Origin of the sequence: Massilia jejuensis (assembly GCF_042656795.1) — a bacterium.
GTDB classification, from domain to species: domain Bacteria; phylum Pseudomonadota; class Gammaproteobacteria; order Burkholderiales; family Burkholderiaceae_D; genus Telluria; species Telluria jejuensis.
Genome location: NZ_JBHSMS010000079.1, coordinates 47,420 through 69,601, shown reverse-complemented (window position 1 = coordinate 69,601; position 22,182 = coordinate 47,420). Strand labels below are relative to the sequence as shown.

Genomic DNA, 22,182 nt, shown 5'->3' with positions numbered 1-22,182 from the left:
CGGGCGCGGTCCGCACGCCGCGGCGCAATCGGTGTAAGCTGTTCGCAGCCCGCGCGGCCGTCCTGAACGAGCTCGACAGGACGGACCATTGCCAAGCTGGCAAGCGGTCGACAAGCCGGACGCGAGCGGCTACACTACGCCCAACTTAAGAAATGCCGCACAGGAGAAGAACATGAGTTGGTTGGAAAAACTGCTGCCCCCGCGAATCCAGCGCTCCGATGCCGCCAATCGCAAGACCATGCCGGAGGGCCTGTGGGTCAAGTGCCCGTCGTGCGAGGCCGTGCTCTACCGCGCCGACCTGGAATCGAACCTGCATGTGTGCCCGAAGTGCGACCACCACATGCGCATCCGCGCACGTGCGCGCCTCGACGGCCTGCTCGACGAGGGCGGGCGCTATGAAATCGGCCAGGAAGCGCTGCCGGTCGACACCCTGAAGTTCAAGGACAGCAAGAAGTATCCGGACCGCCTGAAGGCCGCCATGGACGCCACCGGCGAGACCGATGCGCTGATCGTCCAGGGCGGTTCGATCATGAGCCTGCCGGTGGTCGTGGCCTGCTTCGAATTCGAATTCATGGGCGGCTCGATGGGCTCGGTCGTCGGCGAACGTTTCGTGCGCGGCGCCCAGGTGGCGCTGGAACAGAAGGTGCCGTTCATCTGCATCACCGCCACCGGCGGCGCGCGCATGCAGGAAGGCTTGCTGTCGCTGCTGCAAATGGCGAAAACCACCGCCATGCTGACCAAGCTGTCGGAAAAGAAACTGCCTTTCATCAGCGTGCTGACCGACCCGACCATGGGCGGCGTCTCCGCTTCGTTCGCCTTCATGGGCGACGTCGTGATCGCCGAACCGAAAGCGCTGATCGGCTTTGCCGGCCCGCGCGTGATCGAGAACACGGTGCGCGAAAAGCTGCCGGAAGGTTTCCAGCGCGCCGAGTTCCTGGTGCAAAAGGGCGCCGTCGACATGATCGTCGACCGCCGCAAGATGCGCGAAGAAATCGCGCGCCTCTTGGCCCTGCTGCAAAACCAGCCGGCCGAAGTCATCGCCTGAACCGGCCGGAGCCTCGCTCCCGCACGCATTCCGGCCGGCGATCTGCACTCCAGGTCGCCGGTTTTCGTTTCAACGCACCTTGACCGTCATGTCCATGCTTCCCACCACCTTGCCCGCGTGGCTGGCGCTGCTCGAAGCGCGCCACGCCGAAACCCATATCGACATGGGCCTGGACCGCGTACGCGCCGTCAAGGAGCGCATGCACCTGGAATTCGCCTGTCCCGTCATCATGGTCGCCGGCACCAACGGCAAGGGCTCGACCTGCGCCATGCTCGAATCGGTCCTGCTGCACGCCGGCTACCGCGTCGGCCTCTACATCAAGCCGCACTTCCTCGACTTCAATGAACGCGCCCGCATCAATGGCGGGATGGCGAGCGACGCCATGCTGGTCGACAGCTTCGGCTTCGTCGAGTCCCGGCGCGGCGATACGGCGCTGACCTATTTCGAATTCACGACCCTGGCGATCATGCACCTGATCTCGACCGCCGGCGTCGATGTGGCGATCCTGGAAGTGGGCCTGGGCGGGCGCCTGGACGCGGTGAACGTGATCGACGCCGACGTGGCCATCGTCACCAGCATCGACATCGACCATGCGGCCTGGCTGGGCGAGACGCGCGAGGAAATCGGCTTCGAAAAGGCCGGCATTTTCCGCCCCGGCAAGACCGCGATCTGCAGCGACCCGCTGGCGCCGCAATCGCTGATCCGGCATGCAGGCGACATCGGCGCCGATCTGTGGCTGATCGGGCGCGATTTCAACTACCAGGGCGACCAGCAGCAGTGGAGCTTCGGGGGGCGCACCCAGCGCCGCAATTCGCTGGCCTATCCGGCCCTGCGCGGCGCCAACCAGCTGCTCAACGCCTCGGCCGCGCTGGCCGCCCTCGAGGCGCTGCGCATGCAATTGCCTTGCGGCGCGCAGGAAGTGCGCACCGGGCTGGCGCTGGTCGAACTGCCGGGCCGCTTCCAGGTGCTGGCCGGGCGTCCGACCACGGTGCTCGACGTGGCCCACAATCCGCATGCCTCGAGCACGCTGGCCCAGAACCTCGGCAACATGGGCTTCCACCGCTATACCTATGCCGTGTTCGGCATCATGGACGACAAGGACATCGCCGGCGTGCTGGCGCCGATGGCCGGCCTGGTCGACCATTGGTGCGTGGCCGACCTGCCGTCGCCGCGTTCGGCCAAGGGCGACGCCCTGGCCGCACGGGTGGCCGCATTGCGGCCCGCAGGGGCGAAAGAGGCCGATTTTTCGGTCAGCGCTTTCCCCGATCCGGCCGCCGCTTTCGCAAATGCGGTGAGCCGTGCCGAGGAGAATGATAGAATTGTGGTCTTTGGCTCGTTCTACACCGTCGCCGGCGTGATGGCGGCCCGTAAAAACTCTCTTCACTGACATTCAGACGCATGGGCTTGTTCTCGTTCCTTAGTAAAAACAAGCAAGACGGTAGCGCCCAGGACAGTGGCCGTTTTTCCCGCGACGATGACGACTTCGGCCGGCAGGCCCGCGCCAAGCGCGCCAGTCACGCGAACCAGGCGAACGAAAGCGGGCAGGGCGGTTCGCGCCGCAGCCGCAGCGGCGGCGACCCCATGCTGCCGGAAAAGAAGCGCGCACGGCGCCGCCTGGTAGGCGCGGTCGCGCTGGCGCTGGCCGCCGCGGTCGGCCTGCCGATGCTGCTCGATTCCGAACCGCGTCCGCTGGCCGGCGACATCGCCATCCAGATTCCCGCGAAAGAAAAAGCGCCCGCGCTGCCGATGCCGGCCAGCCCGGTGCCGGCCGTCGACAGCGTCGACGCGGACGAGGAAATCATCGCGCCGCCGTCCGTGGCGACGCCGGCGCCGCCAGCGGCCGAAGCGCCTCCGCTGAAAATGCTCGACGAAGAGCCGGCCGCGCGCGTGCCGCTTTCCAAGCCCGAGTCCAGGCCCGAGCCCGAGCCCAAGGCCGCCAGGCCCGAACCCAAGGTCGCCGAACGCAAGCCGGAGCCGAAGGACACCGAGCGCAAGGCTGCCGACAAGCCGGCCGCGAAAAAGCCCGAGGAAAAGCCGGCCCCGGCACGTGCCAAGGACAGCGAAGCGGCCCGTGCGCTCGCGCTGCTCGAGGGTAAACCCGCCGCCAAGTCGGCCGAGACGCATCCGCGCGCCGAAGACAGGGCCGCCGGGAACCAGCGTTTCGTGGTCCAGGTCGCCGCGCTGGCGACCCAGGACAAGGTCGACGAACTGCAGGCACGCCTGCGCGCCGGCGGCATCAATTCCTTCACGAAGAAGTCCGGCGCCCTGATCAAGGTGCAAGTCGGTCCATTCGGCAGCCGCGAGGAAGCCGACAAGACCAAGGCCAAGCTCGGCAGCCTGGGCCTGGCCGGTTTCCTGGTGCCGGTCTGATGCGCGTGGGCCGCGTTCGCTTGCCGTGACGATTTTCGATTATCTCGTCTTGTTCGTGCTGGTGGCGTCGGTGGTGATCAGCACCATGCGTGGTTTAATGAAGGAAATCCTGTCCCTGACGGGCTGGATCGTGGCCTTCGTCGTGGCCAACGCCTATGGCGCGCGCCTAGCGCCCCTGTTACCGGCTATGATTCCCGGCGACACGGCGCGCCTGATCGTGGCCTTCATCGCGCTGTTCCTCGGCGTGCGCATCCTGATGGGCCTGTTGTCGCTGGCCATCGGCGCCTTGATCGAAGCGTCCGGCCTGTCGCTGGCGGACCGCGGCCTGGGCGGCCTGTTCGGGCTGGCGCGCGGGATTGTAATCGTGCTGGCCGCCGTCATATTGTGTTCCATGACCGCCATTCCCCAGCAAGCATTCTGGAAAGACGCGCTGCTGTCCCCGCTGGCCGAGGCCGGAGCGCGCACCGTCAAGCCCTTTCTCCCTGCTGCGCTGGCGCAGCACCTGACATTTTAAGCATTCGTTTTGACATCTTCGTTTTGAAATCTTCCGCAACAGCATTCAGTTTTTAGGAGCGCACCATGTGTGGCATCGTCGGCGTCGTCTCGCAAACCCCCGTCAACCAGTTGTTGTATGACGCATTGTTGCTGTTACAGCACCGCGGTCAGGACGCTGCGGGTATTGCAACCAATCACAGCAGCATGTTCTCGATGTACAAGGCCAATGGCCTGGTTCGCGACGTGTTTCGCACCCGTAACATGCGTTCCCTCCAGGGCAATACCGGGATCGGCCATTGCCGCTACCCGACCGCCGGTTCGTCCAGCGAGGAAGAGGCGCAGCCCTTCTACGTGAACGCGCCATTCGGCATCACGCTGGCGCACAACGGCAACCTGACCAATCAGGCCGAGCTGAAGGAAGCGCTGTTCCACAACGACCGCCGCCACATCAACACCGGTTCCGACTCGGAGGTGCTGCTCAATGTGCTGGCGCACGAGATCCAGGAAGCGGCCGACGGCTATTCGCTGGGCGCCGATGCCGTCTTCAAGGCGGTCGGCCAGGTGCACCGCCGCGTGCGCGGCGCCTACGCCGTCGTCGCCCAGATCGCCGGCCACGGCCTGCTGGCCTTCCGCGATCCCTACGGCATCCGTCCGCTGTGCCTGGGCATGAGCGAAGGCGAGGGCGGCATCGAATACATGGTCGCGAGCGAATCGGTCGCCCTCGAGGGCATCGGTTTCCGCTTCGTGCGCGACATCGCGCCGGGCGAAGCCATCTTCATCGATACGAACAGCGTGCTGCACGCGCGCCAGTGCGCCGAGAACCCGTCGCTCAATCCTTGCGCCTTCGAATACGTCTACCTGGCGCGTCCCGACTCGGTGATCGACGGCGCCTCGGTCTACGCCACGCGCCTGAAGATGGGCGAATACCTGGCCGACAAGATCCGCAAGGAGATCCCGGTCGACGAGATCGACGTGGTGATGCCGATTCCGGATTCGTCGCGCCCGGCGGCGATCCAGCTGGCGCTGAAACTGGGCATCGAATACCGCGAAGGTTTCATCAAGAACCGCTACATCGGCCGCACCTTCATCATGCCCGGACAGGGAATGCGCAAGAAATCGGTGCGCCAGAAACTCAACGCCATCGGTTCCGAATTCAAGGGCAAGAACGTGCTGCTGGTCGACGATTCGATCGTGCGCGGCACGACCAGCCGCGAGATCGTGCAGATGGCGCGCGAGGCCGGCGCGCGCAAGGTGTTCTTCGCCTCGGCCGCGCCACCGGTGCTGTTCCCGAACGTGTACGGCATCGACATGCCGACCCGCGACGAGCTGATCGCCTACGGGCGCACGGTCGAGGAAGTCTGCGCCGAGATCACCGCCGACCGCCTGGTCTACCAGGACATCGACGCGCTCAAGCGCTCGATCTCGGACGTGAACCCGGCGCTGACGAACTTCGAGGCGTCCTGCTTCGACGGCATCTATGTGACGGGCGACGTGACCCCGGCCTACCTCGACCAGCTGGAGTCGGCGCGCCATAATGGCGGCAAGCCCAAGCTCGAAGACGAGGTAAGGACCCAGCTGAACCTGAACCCTCCCGTCGCCGCCGAATGAGCCGCCGCGCATCATGTGCCGCGCATAATCCGCCGAACCAGCCCGCCGCCACCATGAGCGAACAAAAACACTACGGTTTCACCACCACCATCCTGCACAACGATCGCCGCAAGGCGATCGAGCAGGGCTCGCTGCACAAGCCTGTCCACACCTCGGTCGCCTTCGGCTACGACGACGCGCGCCAGCTGGCCTCGGTGTTCCAGGGCAAGGAGCCGGGCTTCCGCTACGGCCGCCAGGGCAATCCGACGGTGGCCGCGCTGGAAGACAAGATCACGAAGATGGAAGACGGCGTCGCCAGCCTGTGCTTCGGTACCGGCATGGCCGCCATCGGCGCGCTGTTCCAGGCGCTGCTGCGCGAGGGCGACCATGTCGTGTCGTCGAGTTTCCTCTTCGGGAACACCAACAGCCTGTGGCAAACGGTGGCGGGGCAGGGCGTCGACGTCGACTTCGTCGATGCCACCGATGCCGCCAACGTGGCGGCCGCCCTGCGCCCGAACACGCGCCTCGTCTTTGTCGAGACGATCGCCAATCCGCGCACCCAGGTCGCCGACCTGGCGCGCATCGGACAGCTGTGCCGCGAGCGCGGCATCCTGTACGTGGTCGACAACACGATGACCACGCCCTACCTGTTCCGTCCGAAGGCGGTCGGCGCCGGCCTGGTCGTCAATTCGCTGACCAAGTCGATCGCCGGCCACGGCATCGCCCTCGGCGGCGCGCTGACCGATACGGGCCTGTTCGACTGGAGCGCCTACCCTCACATCGCCGACAACTTCCGCAAGCAGCCGGCCGCCGCCCAGGGCATGGCCCAGTTGCGCGCCAAGGCGCTGCGCGACTTCGGTGCCTCCCTCGGGCCGGAAGCGGCGCATCACATCGCGGTCGGCGCCGAGACGCTGGCATTGCGCATGGAGCGCACCAGCGCGAATGCGCTGGCACTGGCGCGGATGCTCGAGGCCGACGAACGCGTCTGCGCGGTGCACTATCCGGGCCTGGCCTCGCATCCGCAGCACCGGTTGACCTGCGAACTGTTCCGCTCCGCCGGCTCGCTGCTGAGCTTCGAGCTGCGCGCGGACATCGACCCCTTCGATTACCTGAACCGCCTGCAACTGGCGATTCCTGCGAGTAACCTGGGCGACACGCGCACGCTGGTCATTCCGGTTGCCCATACGATTTTCTTCGAGATGGGCGCCGAGCGCCGCGCCAGCATGGGCATCGCCGAGTCGCTGATCCGGGTCTCGGTCGGCATCGAGGACAGCGACGACTTGCTGGAAGATTTCCGCGCCGCGCTGGGGGACTGACCGCCCCGGCAAGGCGGTTGAGGCAGCGGGGGCTTCGCGGTATGATGCCTATTTCCCCCGCCCCTGGCCCTTCCATGAAGCGTCTTCTTCTCGTCGCGAGCCTGCTGTCGGCGAGCGCAGCCCACGCCGATCCGCTGTCCGCCGCACATGCGCTGTTCGCGAAAAAATCCTATCCCGAAGCGCTCCAGCTATACACCAAGCTCGGCAATGCCGGCAATGTCGAGGCGCAGCAGCGCCTGGGCGAGATGTACCTGTACGGCGAAGCCGGGGCCGTCGACGAAGCCCGGGCCGAGGCCTGGTTCCGCAAGGCGGCGGCCAAGGGCAATGCGGTCGCCGTCGCCTCGCTCGAACTGATCAAGCAGCGCAGCGCGCGCCGCGCCGAGATCCTGCACTGGGTCGAGCAATACCAGGGCGAAGACCTGAAAAGCGGCAAGTTCAACTGCGCGGTGCCGCGCATTCCCACCATCTCCAAGCAAGCCGCGGACATCGAACGCGTCTCGGCCAGCGTCACCGGCTGGCAGAACTGCTACAACGACTACGTGACGAACCTGAATGCCGCCTCGCCCCTGGTCAAGCGCATTCCCGCCGACATCGCCAAGCTGATGAACCAGGCCGAAACCACGCGCGCCGCCACGCGCCTGGCCCAGGTGCAGGAAAACCTGGCCGAGGAAGCGCGGGTGAGCTCGAAACTGGTGCTGGCCGACCTGGCGGCCTGGCGCAGCGCCACCGAAGCCTACGTGAAGGAGCACAATGCCATCGTCGGGAAGGCGCCCTCGGAAGAGCGCGCGCGCGACATCGAAGCGCGCAAATCCAATTACGCGCCGCCGCGCAACTGAGCGGGCCGGGACGTAAAAAAGGCCGCGAGCGCGGCCTTTTTTACGGCTGGGGATTTGTCGGAGCAGGAGCTGTCCGGTCAAGGAATGCGCCGTTGCCGACGCGCTCGACGAGGGAGCAGCGTGGCCCGGCCTTGCATGGCTGGCCATGCATGGTCAGCAACATGCCCCTTCCTGCCAAGACAGCGTCTCAGTGCCAGCTGCGCATCAGGCCCACGGCCAAGCCTTCGAGCGCGAACTCGTCGCCCGGTTCCACGCGGATGACGGTGAAGTCCGGGTTTTCCGGCAGCAGTTCGATGAGCTCTCCGGTCTTGCGGTAGCGCTTGACGGTCACGTCTTCGCCGATGCGGGCCACCACGATCTGGCCATTCTTGGCGCTGTCGACCTTCTTGACCGCAAGAAAATCGCCATCCATGATGCCGGCGTCGCGCATCGACCAGCCGCGTACCTTCAGCAGGAAATCGGGACGGGCGCCGAACATGGCCGGGTCGACGTTGTAGGTGGCCTCGACGTGTTCCTGGGCCAGGATCGGCGAGCCCGCGGCGACGCGGCCGACCAGCGGCAGCGACATGAGCAGCGCCGCCGGGATGCTGGGCGCCGGCGCCGGCAGGGAGGCGCCGATCAGGCGGATGCCGCGCGAGGTGCCGGAGACGATCTCGATCGCGCCCTTGCGCGCCAGCGCCTGCAGGTGCTCCTCGGCTGCATTGGCCGACTTGAAGCCCAGTTCCCTGGCGATTTCGGCGCGGGTCGGCGGGAAGCCGGTATTGTCGATCGCTTCCTTGATCAGGTTGAGGATCTGTTCTTGCCTTGCGGTGAGCTTGAGCATGGGTCTGGCATGGTTGATGATTCAGACTGTATTTTTGTACAGTATTTCGGCGAATGCAAGGAAAATCCACACTTTTTATCGATTTCTGGTTAGCAAGGTGTCGCGGCCGGGCGACGCCCGACGCCCGGCCTCCATGCATTGCGCCGGCTGCCGTAGCACGCTATAATTGCCGGCTTTCCCTTCCCACACTCGTCTTGACGCCGAGGTGGGCATTTGTTTAAACGTCCTCAAGGAGTGTTGCATGCGTCATTATGAAATCGTTTTTATCGTCCACCCGGACCAAAGCGAGCAAGTCCCGGCGATGATCGAGCGTTACAAGACCACGGTGACGAGCCGCGGCGGTAACATCCATCGCGTCGAAGACTGGGGCCGTCGCCAGATGGCTTACCAGATCCAGAAGCTGCCGAAGGCACACTACATCTGCCTGAACATCGAGTGCGACAACGAGACCCTGGTCGAGCTGGAAACCGCATTCAAGTTCAATGATGCCGTGCTGCGTCACCTGACCGTGAAGATGAAGAAAGCTGAAACGACCCCATCGCCAATGATGAAGTCGGTCCAGCGCGAAGACGCAGCCAAGAGCCACCGTGCGGAAGCCCCGGCCCAGGCCGCCGCTCCTGCTCCGGCCGCCGCTGCTGCCTGATTTTTTCTTGCCAGGAATCGTGAACGGGCAGTGAACCAGCTTCAAGTCGTCGCTACCATCGCTGAACGCGACGTACTGCGCTATACCCCCGCCGGGGTGCCGGTCGTGTCGGCAATCCTGATGCACAGTTCGCAACAGGTCGAGGCAGGGGTGGACCGGCTGGTCGAGTTCGAAATTGCCGCGTTTGCCGCGGGCGAGATTTCGGGCCGCTTCGCCAGTGCCGAGCTCGGCGCCGCGCACCAGTTCACGGGATTTTTGGCCAGGAAGAGTCGCAACAGTAAAGCCCTGGTGTTTCACATCATTGATTTTAGTGCCGCCGCTTAAATTGTTAGCGGCCACCTTTTAGATACAGGAGCCTCAAATGGCATTCGGTAAAAAGTTCGACAAAAACAAAGCCAAGCTTAAAGAGAAGCGCAAACAGCAAAACCCGCTGTTCAAGCGCAAGAAGTTCTGCCGCTTCACCGCCGCGAACGTGGAACAGGTCGATTACAAAGACGTCGACACCCTGAAGGACTTCGTCCAGGAAAACGGCAAGATCATGCCGGCACGTCTGACCGGCACCAAGGCGCACTACCAGCGCCAGGTCGACACCGCGATCAAGCGCGCACGCTACCTCGCGCTGCTGCCGTACACCGACCTGCACAACGCTTGATCGCGTCGTACAGTTCAGAACATCCTGGAGAAAAATATGCAAGTTATCCTTTTGGAAAAAGTTGTTAACGTCGGCAACCTGGGCGACGTGGTCAAGGTCAAGGACGGTTACGCGCGTAACTTCCTGATCCCGCAAAAGATGGCCCGTCGTGCTACTTCGTCGGCGGTCGCCGAGTTCGAAGTCAAGCGCGCCGAGCTGGAAAAAGCAGCCGCTGAAAAACTGGGCGCCTCGCAAGCCCAGGGCGAAAAGCTGAACGGCATGACCATCACCATCGCCCAGAAAGCCGGCGTCGACGGTCGTCTGTTCGGTTCGGTCGGTAACTTCGACATCGCCGAAGCCCTGACCAAGCAAGGTTTCGCAGTCGAAAAAGCGCAGGTGCGCCTGCCGACCGGTCCGCTCAAGACCACCGGCGAACACCCGGTCGCCGTCGCGCTGCACACCGACGTCGTCGTGGAAATCACCGTTGCCGTCGTTGGCGAAGCTGCCTAAATCCTAGCGGTCGTCACGCTTGTTGCACTACAGAAAAAGCCGGGTTTGCCCGGCTTTTTTTACGGCCAGAAACTCTCCAATTGTTTCAGCCGCTCGACACGAAGGGTTATAATGCCCGCCATGAATACCCCCGCAGATCCGCAGATCGAATCGCTGCGCATTCCCCCGCATTCCATCGAAGCAGAGCAGTCCGTCATCGGCGGCCTGCTGCGCGACAATGCGGCCTGGGACCGCATCGCCGACTTCATGCACGCGGACGATTTTTACCGCTACGACCACCGCATCATCTTCGAACAGATGGTGCGCTTGATTAACGGCGGCAAGCCGGCCGACGTGATCACCGTTTACGAGGCCATGGTCTCGCTCGGCAAGGCCGAGGACGTGGGCGGCCTGCAATACCTGAACGCCATGGCGCAGAACACGCCGTCGGCCGCCAACATCCGCCGCTATGCCGAGATCGTGCGCGACCGCGGCATCCTGCGCAAACTGATTACCGTCGCCGACGAAATTTCCGGCAATGCGTTCAATCCGCAAGGCAAGGAAGTCAAGCAAATGCTTGACGAAGCCGAATCCAAGATCTTTGCCATTGCCGAGTCCGGCGCCCGCGGCGCCCAAGGCTGGAATCCGATCCAGCCCCTGCTCACGCAAGTGGTCGAGCGCATCGACGAACTCTATTCGCGCGAAAACCAGGGCGAAATCACGGGCGTGCCGACCGGCTTCATCGACCTCGACCGCATGACCTCGGGCCTGCAGCCGGGCGACCTCGTCATCGTCGCCGGCCGTCCGTCGATGGGCAAGACCGCGTTCTCGGTCAACATCGGCGAGAACGTCGCCATCGAGGCGGGCTTGCCGGTGGCCGTGTTCTCGATGGAGATGGGCGGCACCCAGCTGGCCATGCGTATGCTCGGTTCGGTCGGCCAGCTCGACCAGCACCGCCTGCGTACCGGCCGCCTGAACGACGAGGATTGGCCGCGCCTGACGCACGCCATCCAGAAGATGAACGACGCCCAGCTCTACATCGACGAAACGCCGGCGCTGAACCCGATCGAGATGCGCGCGCGCGCGCGGCGCCTGGCCCGGCAATGTGGCAAGCTCGGCCTTATTATCGTCGACTACCTGCAGCTGATGCAGGGCAGCCAGCCGGGCGACAACCGCGCCGCCGAGATCTCCGAGATCTCGCGCTCGCTCAAGGGCCTGGCCAAGGAATTGCATTGCCCGGTCATCGCGCTCTCGCAGCTGAACCGCTCGCTGGAGCAGCGCCCGAACAAGCGTCCCGTGATGTCCGACCTGCGCGAATCGGGCGCAATCGAGCAGGATGCGGACGTGATCATCTTCCTGTACCGCGACGAGGTCTACAACCCCGACTCGCCCGACAAGGGGACCGCCGAAATCATCATTGGCAAACAGCGTAACGGTCCGATCGGCGCGATCCGCCTGACCTGGATCGGCCAATACACCAAGTTCGGCAACTACAGCGGTAACCTCGCCGTCTACCAAGGCGATTAAGCCGATATTGCGCCGCCGGCACCTGCATCGCATGCAGGCCCGCGGCGGACCCTCGCAGTCCCAAGAGTTTTAAAACGGAGAACCTTTTCATGTTTGGACGCCTGATGCCCACCGAGGGCAAGTTTTTTGATTTGTTCAACCAGCACGCCGCGCTGTGCGTGAAGGGGGCGCAAGAGATGGTTGGCCTGATGACCAACTTCGACGACCTGGAAACCCGGACCCATGCCGTCGAGACCATCGAAAAGCAGGCGGACAAGATCACCTATGCCTGCGTCGACCTGCTGCACAAGACGTTCATCACCCCGATCGACCGCGACGACATCCATAAGCTCATCACGCGCATGGACGACATCCTCGACATGATGGAAGACGCCGCCCAGACCATTTCCCTGTACGACCTGCATGCCGTCACGCCGGAAGCGAAACGCCTGGCCGAGCTGTGCCTGGCCTGCTGCGAGCGCGTCCAGGCCGCCGTCGGCCTGCTGCACGACATGGGCAATGCCGAGAAGATCGTCGCCATCTGCGAAGAAATCGACCGCCTCGAGTCCGACGCCGACCACGTGATGCGCGCCGCCATGAGCAAGCTGTTCCGCGACGAGCCGGACGTACGCAACCTGATCAAGATGAAGGCGATCTACGAAATCCTCGAGACCGTCACCGACCGCTGCGAGGATGTCGCCAACATCATCGAAGGCATCATCGTCGAAAACGCCTAACGCGCGCGCAGAACAAGAATAATCATGGAAACTCTCAACATCAGCATCTACGTGCTGGGTGCGTTGGTGCTGCTCGCCCTCGTCTTCGACTTCATGAACGGCTTCCACGACTCGGCCAATTCGATCGCCACCGTGGTGTCGACGGGCGTGCTGAAACCGCATAGCGCGGTCGCGATGGCGGCCTTCTTCAACTTCATCGCCATTTTCGTCGTCAGCATGAAGGTGGCGCAGACGATCGGCAAGGGCACCATCGACCCGGCCGTGGTCGACCATTACGTGATCTTCGGCGCCCTGGTCGGCGCCATTACCTGGAACGTCATCACCTGGTATTACGGTATCCCATCGTCGTCCTCGCATGCGCTGATCGGCGGCCTGGTCGGTGCAGCCGTGGCCAAGGCGGGCACCGGCGCGCTCATCTCCGCCGGCCTGATCAAGACCGTCATCTTCATCGTCCTGGCGCCGACGCTCGGCTTCATCCTCGGTTCGACGATCATGCTGCTGGTGGCCTGGATCTTCGTGAAATCGACGCCGCGCAAGGTCGATGTCTGGTTCCGGCGCCTGCAACTGGTGTCGGCGGCCGGCTATTCGCTGGGCCATGGGGGCAACGACGCGCAAAAGACGATGGGCATCATCTGGATGCTCCTGATCGCCGCCGGTCACACCAATCCGGCCGATCCCCTGCCACCGGCCTGGGTCATCATTTCCTGCTACGCGGCGATCGCCTTCGGCACGCTGTTCGGCGGCTGGCGCATCGTCAAGACGATGGGCCAGAAGATTACCAAGCTCAAGCCCGTGGGCGGCTTTTGCGCGGAAACCGGCGGCGCCTTCACGCTCCTGCTGGCCAGCTTCTTCGGCATCCCGGTCTCGACCACGCACACCATCACCGGCGCCATCGTGGGCGTGGGCGCGTCGCAGAAGGCCTCGGCCGTGCGCTGGGGGGTAGCGGGCAGCATCGTCTGGGCCTGGGTCTTCACGATTCCGGCCTCGGCCCTCATGGCGGCGATCGCGTGGTGGATCGGCCAGCACATCATGTGAGTGCGTGCCGGGCGAAACGCATCGACGGACGGCATGCCGCCTCGCAGATGGCTTCGGCGTCGATGAAGTCGTTCTTGTTGCTCTTGACGAAGGGACGGACGAATTGCGGGGGAGATTAGCTTGACTTCATGGCCGTAGCCAGCCAGTAGGCGCGCCATGTGATGGGCGCCGGCGCAGGCTTCCATCACGACCGTACAGGCTTGGAATGTGGCGAAGAATTCGATCAGCTGCTTGCGGCTGAACTTCTTGCGCAGCAGGGCCTTGCCTTGGCGGTCCTGGCAGTGCACGTGGAAGCTGTGCTTGCCGAGGTCGATGCCGATAAGCGTAATGTCTTGCATGATGGCCTCCGTCCAGAAAGAACAACACCCTACAAGTTTAGTAACTTGTAGGGTGGAGGGTGACCATCTCATTAAACCTGCGGGCCTTGCGGCGCGCAGGTTTTTTTTTGCAGCGAAAACGGAGTGAAAACGCTTACAACACCTCGCTCGCGTGGTCGGCCAGGCGCGAACGCTCGCCGCGCGCCAGCGTCACGTGTCCGCTGTGGCTCCAGCCCTTGAAGCGGTCGACCACATAGGTCAGGCCGCTCGAACCTTCGGTGAGATACGGCGTGTCGATCTGCGCAATGTTACCGAGACACAGGATCTTGGTACCGGGCCCGGCGCGCGTGACGAGGGTCTTGACCTGCTTGGGCGTCAGGTTCTGCGCCTCGTCGATGATCAGGAACTTGTTCACGAAAGTACGGCCGCGCATGAAGTTGAGCGACTTGATCTTGATGCGCGAGCGGATCAGGTCCTGCGTCGCGGCGCGGCCCCAGTCGCCGGCGTCGGTGTCGGACTTGTTGAGCACTTCCAGGTTGTCGTCGAAAGCGCCCATCCACGGCGACATCTTCTCTTCCTCGGTACCCGGCAGGAAGCCGATGTCCTCGCCCACCGGCACCGTGACGCGGGTGACGATGATTTCGTTGTAGAGCTTGGTTTCCAGCACTTGCGCCAGGCCGGCGGCCAGGGCCAGCAGGGTCTTGCCGGTACCGGCCTGGCCGAGCAGGGTGACGAAATCGCATTCCGGGTCCATCAGCAGGTTCAGCGCGAAATTCTGCTCGCGGTTGCGCGCGGTGATGCCCCAGACGCTGTTTTTCGTGTGGCTATAGTCGCGCAGCACGCGCAGCACGGCGGTCTTGCCGTTGATTTCCTTGACCTGCGCATACATCGGCGCTTCGCCGCCGGAAGGCTCGAGGAACACGAACTGGTTGTTCAGCAGGCTCGGAATGAAGGGGCCGGTGACGCGATAGAACATCGCGTTGTTGCCGTTCTTGTTTTCCTGCCAGGACTCCATGTTCTTGCTGTGCTTGTCCCAGAAGTCGTCCGGCAGCTGGACGATGCCCGAATACAGCAGGTCGGTGTCTTCCAGCACGTGGTCGTTGAAATAATCCTCGGCCGGCAAGCCAAGCGCGCGTGCCTTGATGCGCATGTTGATGTCTTTCGACACCAGCACGATGGCGCGGTCCGGCTGCTCGGCGGCGATCGCCTTGACCACGCCCAGGATCTGGTTGTCGGCCTTGCCCACCGGTAGTCCCTCCGGCAGCAGCGGACCGCTCTGCAGCCTGGTCTGGAAGAACAGGCGGCCCTTCGCATCCTTGTTGCCCAGCTTGGACAATTCGATGCCGGTTTCGATGGCGTCGTCGTCGACATTGGCGATCAGGGCGTCGAGGGTGCGTGAGACCTGGCGGGCATTGCGCGCGACTTCCGACATGCCTTTCTTGTGGTCGTCGAGTTCCTCGAGCGTCATCATCGGCAGGTAGACGTCGTGTTCCTCAAAACGGAACAGGCTGGTTGGGTCATGCATCAGCACGTTGGTATCGAGCACGAAGACCTTGGTGGCGCCGGCCTTGTCGGCGCGCCGGCTGGTCGAGGATTTGACGGTGACTTCGACCGGCTTGTGCTTGGCCGGATGCGGCTCGGCGATATCGGTTTCCTTGAGCTTGGCGACGGTGCCGGCAGCGGCACCGGCACGCGCCGGCCAGGCGGCCGCTTCGCCCTGGGTGGAAGGAACGGCGGCCAGCGGCGCGCTCTTTTCCTTGCGCGCACGGTTCGATTTGGAAGCGGGGACGGCTTTACCGCTGATCAGGTCTTCGACGGGATCGGTTTCCACCGGCGCTGCGGCAACCGCGCGCACGGGGGACTTGCCGGGTTCGGCTTTCGGATAATCGTTTACCGGCAGCAGCGTGGCCGGCTTGGTAGGCATTTTTGGTAGTGGCATCAGGGTCTCAATCTAAAAAAAGTGGAGGACGCCTCGCGCCAGCACGTCGTGGGACGTGCTGCCGGGCGGGTTCGATGCGACTGGAAATACGTTGGGGGCGCGGGCCAGGGCCGGAAGAACCGGCGTGGCAGGCTGCCAGATTGAAATGATGCTGAAATAAAACGGTTGACTCAAAATGACTGGGCTATCCAGCAGAAGGTTGATCGACCGGAGCCATCTGTTACGGCTGGCTCTTCACGAATTCGAGCACTTCATCGACGTGATCGGGGACGTTCACGCCACGCCATTCTTTCACCAATCGACCGTGAGCGTCAACGACAAACGTACTGCGCTCCACCCCGCGCACTTGCTTGCCATACATATTCTTGGTCTTCATGACGCCGAACTGGTTGCACACGACTTCATCCGGATCGGAAATGAGCTCGAACGGCAGGCCGAGCTTGGACTTGAAGCCCTCGTGCGAGCGCATCGAATCGCGGCTGATGCCGTAGACTTCGGTGCCGGCCGCGAGGAAGGCGTCGTGGTGGTCGCGGAAAGCCAGGCTCTCGGTGGTGCAGCCGGGGGTGTTGTCCTTCGGGTAGAAATACAGCACCGTGTACTTGGCTGGACGTCCGCCGAGCTCGAAGGTCTTGTCGCCGGTCATGGCGGCGGAAAAGTTTTCTACAGGTGTTGCGCTGGGGCTGTCGGCCACGGGGTTCTCCTGGTATGGGCAGGATCGGCCTCGTGCCATCCTGCATAGCGCTCATGATAATCGGCCATCGAGACAGGCGGAAGTCTAGCATGTCGATATGTCAAGAACCTGTCCAATATGAGGGCAGGCCGCCGCCATTCAATAGGGCAATTTTATGCCGCCTGCGTCAAGCCGCGGCGGCGCCCTCGATGATCAGCGCCAGCGTCACCTTGCGGCCTTCGCCCATCAGCACGTTATAGGTGCGGCAGGCAGCCTGGCTGTCCATCGACTCGACGCCGATGTGCCGGGCGGACAGGGCGGCGATCAGGCGCGGATGCACGAAGCGCTGGCGCTCGCCCGTGCCGAGGATGACGACGTCCGGCACGTCCGCGGCAATCTGCTCGAAATGCGCCGCCTGCAAATCCTCGAAGCGCGTCACTTCCCAGGGACGGGGCGGCGTCTCCGGCATCACCAGCAGGCTGTAATCGAAACGCTGGGCATTGATTTCCACAGCCGAGGCATCGTAGCCGGTGACGGTCTGGTATTGTTGGGTGTTGTCGGAATGAAGCTTCATCGTCGATGCGCGCTGGGCGTGCTAGGGCTAAGGATGGACTGTCATTGTAACCTTTCCGTCACGTTTGCCGCTCTTGCGTGCACGGCGGACCCGAGGTTGCTTAAATTGTGCGCTTTCGGCAGAATGGTATTTTTCGCACTGCAACATGCGGCAACGGTAGCTGACAAAAAAAGGTGACGATTTGCGACCGATTCTGAAATCGAACAAGCTCGACGAGGTGTGCTACGAGATTCGCGGCCCGGCGCTGGAACAGGCACGCCAGATGGAAGACGACGGCCACAAGATCATCAAGCTCAACATTGGCAATCTCGCCGTGTTCGGTTTCGATCCACCCGACGAAATCATGCAGGACATGATCCGCAACATGCACGGCGCCGCCGGCTACACGGATTCGAAGGGCCTGTTTGCGCCGCGCAAGGCGGTCATGCACTACACCCAGCAAAAGAAGATCGCCGGCGTGCGCATCGAGGATATTTATCTCGGCAATGGCGCGTCGGAACTGATCGTCATGGCCATGCAGGGCTTGCTGAACAATGGCGACGAGGTACTGGTGCCGGCGCCGGACTATCCGCTGTGGACGGCGGCCGTGAGCCTGGCCGGTGGCGCCCCGGTGCACTATGTGTGCGACGAGGGGGCCGACTGGATGCCCGACATCGCCGACATGCGCAAGAAAATCACGCCGAATACGCGCGCCATCGTCGTCATCAACCCGAACAACCCAACCGGCGCCCTGTACCCGCGCGAGATCCTGCTCGAGATCGTCGAGCTGGCGCGCCAGCACAGCCTCATCGTCTATGCCGACGAGATCTACGACAAGGTGCTCTACGACGGCCACCAGCACGACTCGATCGCCTCGCTGGCCGACGATGTCCTGTTCGTCACCCTGAACGGCCTGTCGAAAAACTACCGCTCCTGCGGCTACCGCGCAGGCTGGATGGTGGTGTCGGGCGAAAAGCGCCATGCGAAAGACTATATCGACGGCCTGAACATGCTGGCCTCGATGCGCCTGTGCGCGAACGCCCCCGGGCAATTCGCGATCCAGACCGCGCTGGGGGGCTACCAGAGCATCAACGACCTGGTCGGTCCCGGCGGGCGCCTGCTCAAGCAGCGCGACCTTGCCCACAAGCTGTTGACCGATATTCCGGGAGTGAGCTGCGTCAAGCCAAAAGCGGCGCTGTACATGTTCCCGCGCCTGGACCCGGCGATGTACCCGATTGCCGACGACCAGCAATTCATTTGCGACCTGCTGGGCGAGGAAAAGGTATTGCTGGTGCAGGGCACCGGGTTCAACTGGAAGTCGCCTGACCATTTCCGGCTGGTGTTCCTGCCCAATTCCGACGACCTGACGGATGCTTGTGCGCGCATCGCACGCTTCCTCGACGGTTTCCGACGCCGCCACGCGCGCTGACAACCCATTATTAATCGACCATGAAACCCATCAAAGTTGGCCTCCTCGGCATCGGCACCGTCGGTGCAGGCACCTTCAATGTGCTGCAACGCAATCAGGAAGACATCCGCCGCCGCGCCGGCCGCGGCATCGAGATCACGATGGTTGCCGCCCGAAATACCGAACGCGCCAGCCGCCTGACCGACGGCAACTGCCAGATCGTCGACGATCCTTTCCTGGTCGTCGACAGCCCGGACGTCGACATCGTCGTCGAACTCATCGGCGGCTATGAACTGCCGCGCGAACTGGTGCTGCGGGCGATTGCCAACGGCAAGCACGTGGTCACGGCCAACAAGGCCTTGCTGGCCTTGCACGGCAACGAGATCTTCGCCGCCGCCCAGGAAAAGGGCGTGATGGTGGCCTTCGAGGCGGCCGTCGCCGGCGGCGTGCCGATCATCAAGGCGCTGCGCGAAGGGCTGACCGCAAACCGCATCGACTCGGTGGCCGGCATCATCAACGGCACCACCAATTTCATCCTGTCCGAGATGCGCGACAAGGGGCTCGACTTCGACGTCGTGCTGAAGAAGGCCCAGGAGCTCGGCTATGCCGAAGCGGACCCCACCTTCGACATCGAAGGCGTGGACGCGGCCCATAAACTGACCATCATGTCGGCGATCGCCTTCGGCATCCCGGTCCAGTTCGAAAAGGCCCACGTCGAAGGCATCAGCGCGCTGCAGGCCGACGACATCCGTTACGCGGAACAACTTGGCTACCGCATCAAGCTGCTCGGCATCACGCGCCGCTCGGTCGTGGACGGCGTCGAGGGCATCGAACTGCGCGTGCATCCGACCTTGATCCCGGCAGCGCGCCTGATCGCCAATGTCGAGGGCGCCATGAATGCGGTACTGGTCGAGGCCGACGCCGTCGGTTCGACCCTGTACTACGGCAAGGGCGCCGGCGCGGAACCGACCGCATCGAGCGTGATCGCCGACCTCGTCGACGTCACGCGCCTGGCGACGGTGGACCCGTACTGCCGCGTGCCGCACCTGGCCTTCCAGCCGAACGAAATGACCGACGTCTCGATCCTGCCGATGTCGGACATCACGACCAGCTATTACCTGCGCGTGCACGTCAAGGACCAGCTCGGCGTGATGGCCGACCTGACCCGCATCCTGGCCGATGCCGGGATTTCGATCGACGCGGTCCTGCAAAAGGAAACCCGTGGCGACGTGCGCACCGACATCATCATGATCACCCACCAAGCCCAGGAAAAGAAAGTCGATGCAGCCATTGCCCGCATCGAAGGCCTCGCTTCGGTGGTCGGCAAGGTGATCCGAATCCGCCTGGAAACGCTCAGCTGATTCGGTCAGCTGCCTGCATTGCGTGCGCGCGGGCGATCGTCCGCACGCGGCGGGCGGCTGCATTCGACCAGGAATTCAAGCGCGAATTCATCGACGCTCGGGGCGGACACGCCGTCCTCGTCGTCGAGCGAGGCAGTGGTGAGGTCGAGTAAGGCGTGCTCGATGTCGTCATACGGTGCGTCAAGCGCGCCGCGCAGGATGGAGGGGAACTTGGGCGAATTCATCCGAGCATTCTACTCACGCTGCGCTGCACAACAAGCAGTCGAGACTACACGTTTGTTGTCCATCAAGCCGTTTCCTGCGCTTACTCCAGTTGCTTTTGTGAACAACCAGTAGCCTTGCGCGAACGCGCTGAAGGCCTGTACCGTGGCCATTTGCTGCACATCGGTTCTCAGGCCCGTATTCCAGCGCAAAGATAATTCCAGGCAATATAACGATTGTGGCGCCCGCAGCGCTATTGTAAATTACCCCTCTCTTTACCACGGGCCTCCGCATGAGCCAGTCGAGCCAATTTTCCTTGCTGTCGCAGCGCCGGTTCGCGCCATTTTTCTGGACCCAATTCCTCGGCGCCTTCAACGACAACCTGTTCAAGACGGCGCTGATGGTGGCGCTGACATATGACGCCTTGTCCTGGACATCGCTCGACCCGGGGCTGCTGAACAACCTGATCCCGGGCCTGTTCATCCTGCCGTATGTCGTATTCTCCGCTACCGCCGGCCAGATTGCCGACAAGGTCGAGAAGGGCAGGCTGGCGCGCTTCGTCAAACTGCTCGAAGTGGCCATCATGCTGGTGGCCGGCATCGGCTGGATGACGCATACGCTGTGGCTGCTGATTGCCGCCGTGGTCGGCATGGGCGTGCATTCGACCCTGTTCGGGCCGGTCAAGTACGCCTACCTGCCGCAGCACTTGAAGCCGGAAGAACTGGTCGGCGGCAATGGCGTGGTCGAGATGGGCACCTTTGTCGGCATCCTGCTGGGCGAAGTGGCGGGCGCCCTGCTGGTGTCCTACCGACCCGTCGGCATCGAGCTCGTTGCCGGCGCCAGCCTGACGATGGCGCTCATCGGCCTGGCCGCCAGCTGGCGCATCCCGGCCTCGCCGGCGCCCGCGCCCGACCTGCGGATCAACTACAACTTCGTGGCCGAATCCATGCGCAACCTGCGCTTTTCCGCGCAAAACCGCACGGTTTTCCTGTCAATGCTGGGCAACTCCTGGTTCTGGTTCTACGGCGCCCTGGTGCTGTCGCAATTCCCCGTCTATGCCAAGGATTACCTGCACGGCGACCACAGCGTCTTCGTGCTGCTGCTGACCGTATTCTCGCTCGGCATCGGCGTCGGCTCGCTGCTGTGCGAAAAACTCTCCGGCCGCAAGGTCGAGATCGGCCTGGTGCCGTTCGGTTCGATCGGCCTGTCGCTGTTCGGCATCGACCTGTATTTCGCCAGCCAGGCCTACACCAATACCGCACTGGTCGATGCGTTCGCGCTGCTGGCCACGCCGGGTGCGGCGCGCATCCTGGTCGACCTGGTCCTGATCGGCGTCTTCGGCGGCCTGTTCATCGTGCCGCTGTTCGCGCTGATCCAGACGCGCTGCGACCCGCAGCACGTCTCGCGCACGATCGCCGGCATGAACATCCTGAACGCGCTGTTCATGGTGGCCGCCGCCGGCGTGGCCATCCTGCTGCTGGGACAGGGCTTCTCGATTCCCGACATGTTCCTCGTCACGGCCCTGCTGAACGCCGTGGTGGCGGTCTACATCTTCTCGCTGGTGCCGGAATTCCTGATGCGCTTCCTGGCCTGGCTGCTGATCCACACGATCCACCGGGTCGCCACCGTCGACGTCGAACGCATTCCGGACGCGGGCCCGGCCGTGCTGGTGTGTAACCACGTCAGCTATGTCGACGCCATCGTGATCGGCGCGGCCAGTCCGCGTCCGATCCGCTTCGTCATGGACCACCGCATTTTCAAGATGCCGCTGCTGGGCTGGATCTTCCGCACGGCAAAGGCGATTCCGATCGCACCGGCCAGGGAAGACCCGTTCATGATGGAACGCGCCTTCATCGACATCGCCCAGGCCTTGCACGAGGGCGACCTGGTCTGCATTTTTCCCGAAGGGAAGCTGACCTCGACCGGCGACATGAACGAGTTCCGCGGCGGCATCGCGAAAATCGTCGAGCGCAGCAAGGTGCCGGTGATTCCGATGGCGCTGCGCGGCCTGTGGGGCAGCGTATTCACGCGCGATCCGGGCAATCTGTTCGAGCGCTCGTTCTCGCGCGGCTTGCGCTCGAAGCTGGCGCTGGCGGTAGGCATGCCGGTCGCGCCGCAGGAGGCGACGCCGGAGTACCTGTACGAACAGGTGCGGGCGCTGCGCGGAGAGTGGAAGTAACTAGGGGCGTGCGGGGCCCTTGGATCCGATCGACCCGTCCA

The 22,182-nt window shown here is 63.5% G+C and carries 22 protein-coding genes and 1 pseudogene; 17 read left to right on the top strand and 6 right to left on the bottom strand.

The window, feature by feature from the left end; genetic code table 11:
• The first annotated feature begins 172 nt into the window (after nucleotides 1-172).
• From accD to ACFPOU_RS22005, 7 genes are all read left to right on the top strand, one after another.
• On the top strand, nucleotides 173-1,045 hold the full coding sequence (accD, locus tag ACFPOU_RS22035) for an acetyl-CoA carboxylase, carboxyltransferase subunit beta (protein ID WP_379726619.1): 873 nt from the start codon (nucleotides 173-175) through the stop codon (nucleotides 1,043-1,045).
• A gap of 88 nt (nucleotides 1,046-1,133) precedes the next feature.
• Nucleotides 1,134-2,432 carry a bifunctional tetrahydrofolate synthase/dihydrofolate synthase gene (gene folC / locus ACFPOU_RS22030; RefSeq protein ID WP_379726616.1) on the top strand — a complete coding sequence of 433 codons (1,299 nt, stop codon included), beginning with the start codon at nucleotides 1,134-1,136 and terminating at the stop codon, nucleotides 2,430-2,432.
• Nucleotides 2,433-2,443: 11 nt separating this feature from the next.
• Nucleotides 2,444-3,415 (top strand): SPOR domain-containing protein, encoded by a 972-nt coding sequence (locus tag ACFPOU_RS22025; protein ID WP_379726613.1) that lies wholly within the window; start codon nucleotides 2,444-2,446, stop codon nucleotides 3,413-3,415.
• A 25-nt stretch (nucleotides 3,416-3,440) separates the two neighbouring features.
• The gene (locus tag ACFPOU_RS22020) at nucleotides 3,441-3,929 is read left to right on the top strand and encodes a CvpA family protein (protein WP_379726610.1); all 489 of its coding nucleotides are present in this window, start codon (nucleotides 3,441-3,443) and stop codon (nucleotides 3,927-3,929) included.
• 65 nt (nucleotides 3,930-3,994) lie between these two features.
• Nucleotides 3,995-5,518 carry an amidophosphoribosyltransferase gene (gene purF, locus ACFPOU_RS22015; protein ID WP_379726607.1) on the top strand — a complete coding sequence of 508 codons (1,524 nt, stop codon included), beginning with the start codon at nucleotides 3,995-3,997 and terminating at the stop codon, nucleotides 5,516-5,518.
• A gap of 53 nt (nucleotides 5,519-5,571) precedes the next feature.
• The gene (locus ACFPOU_RS22010) at nucleotides 5,572-6,813 is read left to right on the top strand and encodes a cystathionine gamma-synthase family protein (protein WP_379726605.1); all 1,242 of its coding nucleotides are present in this window, start codon (nucleotides 5,572-5,574) and stop codon (nucleotides 6,811-6,813) included.
• Between the two features lie 74 nt (nucleotides 6,814-6,887).
• Nucleotides 6,888-7,649 carry a tetratricopeptide repeat protein gene (locus ACFPOU_RS22005; protein ID WP_379726602.1) on the top strand — a complete coding sequence of 254 codons (762 nt, stop codon included), beginning with the start codon at nucleotides 6,888-6,890 and terminating at the stop codon, nucleotides 7,647-7,649.
• A gap of 187 nt (nucleotides 7,650-7,836) precedes the next feature.
• Here the strand turns inward: ACFPOU_RS22005 and lexA are convergent, their stop codons facing one another.
• A complete protein-coding gene (lexA, locus tag ACFPOU_RS22000) occupies nucleotides 7,837-8,472 on the bottom strand; it encodes a transcriptional repressor LexA (protein WP_379726599.1) in 636 nt (211 codons plus the stop codon).
• A 241-nt stretch (nucleotides 8,473-8,713) separates the two neighbouring features.
• Here lexA and rpsF point away from each other — a divergent pair, with 241 nt between their 5' ends.
• From rpsF to ACFPOU_RS21965, 7 genes are all read left to right on the top strand, one after another.
• A complete protein-coding gene (gene rpsF, locus ACFPOU_RS21995; RefSeq protein ID WP_379726596.1) occupies nucleotides 8,714-9,115 on the top strand; it encodes a 30S ribosomal protein S6 in 402 nt (133 codons plus the stop codon).
• A 30-nt stretch (nucleotides 9,116-9,145) separates the two neighbouring features.
• Entirely contained in the window at nucleotides 9,146-9,439 is a 294-nt protein-coding gene (gene priB / locus ACFPOU_RS21990; RefSeq protein ID WP_379726593.1) for a primosomal replication protein N, read from the top strand.
• A 37-nt stretch (nucleotides 9,440-9,476) separates the two neighbouring features.
• Complete coding sequence (rpsR, locus tag ACFPOU_RS21985; protein ID WP_379726590.1) at nucleotides 9,477-9,767, top strand: 30S ribosomal protein S18; 291 nt, start codon at nucleotides 9,477-9,479, stop codon at nucleotides 9,765-9,767.
• A 36-nt stretch (nucleotides 9,768-9,803) separates the two neighbouring features.
• Entirely contained in the window at nucleotides 9,804-10,256 is a 453-nt protein-coding gene (gene rplI, locus ACFPOU_RS21980) for a 50S ribosomal protein L9 (protein WP_379726587.1), read from the top strand.
• Between the two features lie 120 nt (nucleotides 10,257-10,376).
• Nucleotides 10,377-11,762 (top strand): replicative DNA helicase, encoded by a 1,386-nt coding sequence (locus ACFPOU_RS21975; protein WP_379726584.1) that lies wholly within the window; start codon nucleotides 10,377-10,379, stop codon nucleotides 11,760-11,762.
• A gap of 89 nt (nucleotides 11,763-11,851) precedes the next feature.
• A complete protein-coding gene (locus ACFPOU_RS21970) occupies nucleotides 11,852-12,478 on the top strand; it encodes a DUF47 domain-containing protein (protein ID WP_379726581.1) in 627 nt (208 codons plus the stop codon).
• A 24-nt stretch (nucleotides 12,479-12,502) separates the two neighbouring features.
• On the top strand, nucleotides 12,503-13,513 hold the full coding sequence (locus ACFPOU_RS21965; protein WP_379726578.1) for an inorganic phosphate transporter: 1,011 nt from the start codon (nucleotides 12,503-12,505) through the stop codon (nucleotides 13,511-13,513).
• Nucleotides 13,514-13,526: 13 nt separating this feature from the next.
• Here ACFPOU_RS21965 and ACFPOU_RS21960 read toward each other — a convergent pair.
• From ACFPOU_RS21960 to ACFPOU_RS21945, 4 genes and pseudogenes are all read right to left on the bottom strand, one after another.
• Nucleotides 13,527-13,851: pseudogene (locus ACFPOU_RS21960) on the bottom strand (IS110 family transposase); the annotation flags it as partial.
• A gap of 133 nt (nucleotides 13,852-13,984) precedes the next feature.
• A complete protein-coding gene (locus ACFPOU_RS21955; protein ID WP_379726575.1) occupies nucleotides 13,985-15,769 on the bottom strand; it encodes a PhoH family protein in 1,785 nt (594 codons plus the stop codon).
• Nucleotides 15,770-15,989: 220 nt separating this feature from the next.
• Nucleotides 15,990-16,460 (bottom strand): peroxiredoxin, encoded by a 471-nt coding sequence (locus ACFPOU_RS21950; RefSeq protein ID WP_379726571.1) that lies wholly within the window; start codon nucleotides 16,458-16,460, stop codon nucleotides 15,990-15,992.
• Between the two features lie 166 nt (nucleotides 16,461-16,626).
• Nucleotides 16,627-17,013 carry an Mth938-like domain-containing protein gene (locus ACFPOU_RS21945; RefSeq protein WP_379726568.1) on the bottom strand — a complete coding sequence of 129 codons (387 nt, stop codon included), beginning with the start codon at nucleotides 17,011-17,013 and terminating at the stop codon, nucleotides 16,627-16,629.
• A gap of 181 nt (nucleotides 17,014-17,194) precedes the next feature.
• Here ACFPOU_RS21945 and ACFPOU_RS21940 point away from each other — a divergent pair, with 181 nt between their 5' ends.
• Nucleotides 17,195-18,421 (top strand): pyridoxal phosphate-dependent aminotransferase, encoded by a 1,227-nt coding sequence (locus ACFPOU_RS21940; RefSeq protein WP_379726565.1) that lies wholly within the window; start codon nucleotides 17,195-17,197, stop codon nucleotides 18,419-18,421.
• Nucleotides 18,422-18,441: 20 nt separating this feature from the next.
• The gene (locus ACFPOU_RS21935) at nucleotides 18,442-19,761 is read left to right on the top strand and encodes a homoserine dehydrogenase (RefSeq protein ID WP_379726562.1); all 1,320 of its coding nucleotides are present in this window, start codon (nucleotides 18,442-18,444) and stop codon (nucleotides 19,759-19,761) included.
• A 5-nt stretch (nucleotides 19,762-19,766) separates the two neighbouring features.
• Here ACFPOU_RS21935 and ACFPOU_RS21930 read toward each other — a convergent pair whose 3' ends face one another.
• The gene (locus ACFPOU_RS21930) at nucleotides 19,767-19,985 is read right to left on the bottom strand and encodes a hypothetical protein (RefSeq protein WP_379726559.1); all 219 of its coding nucleotides are present in this window, start codon (nucleotides 19,983-19,985) and stop codon (nucleotides 19,767-19,769) included.
• A gap of 269 nt (nucleotides 19,986-20,254) precedes the next feature.
• On the opposite strand from ACFPOU_RS21930, the gene ACFPOU_RS21925 reads away from it, so the two are divergent.
• Entirely contained in the window at nucleotides 20,255-22,141 is a 1,887-nt protein-coding gene (locus ACFPOU_RS21925; RefSeq protein ID WP_379726556.1) for an MFS transporter, read from the top strand.
• Nucleotides 22,142-22,182: the final 41 nt, after the last annotated feature.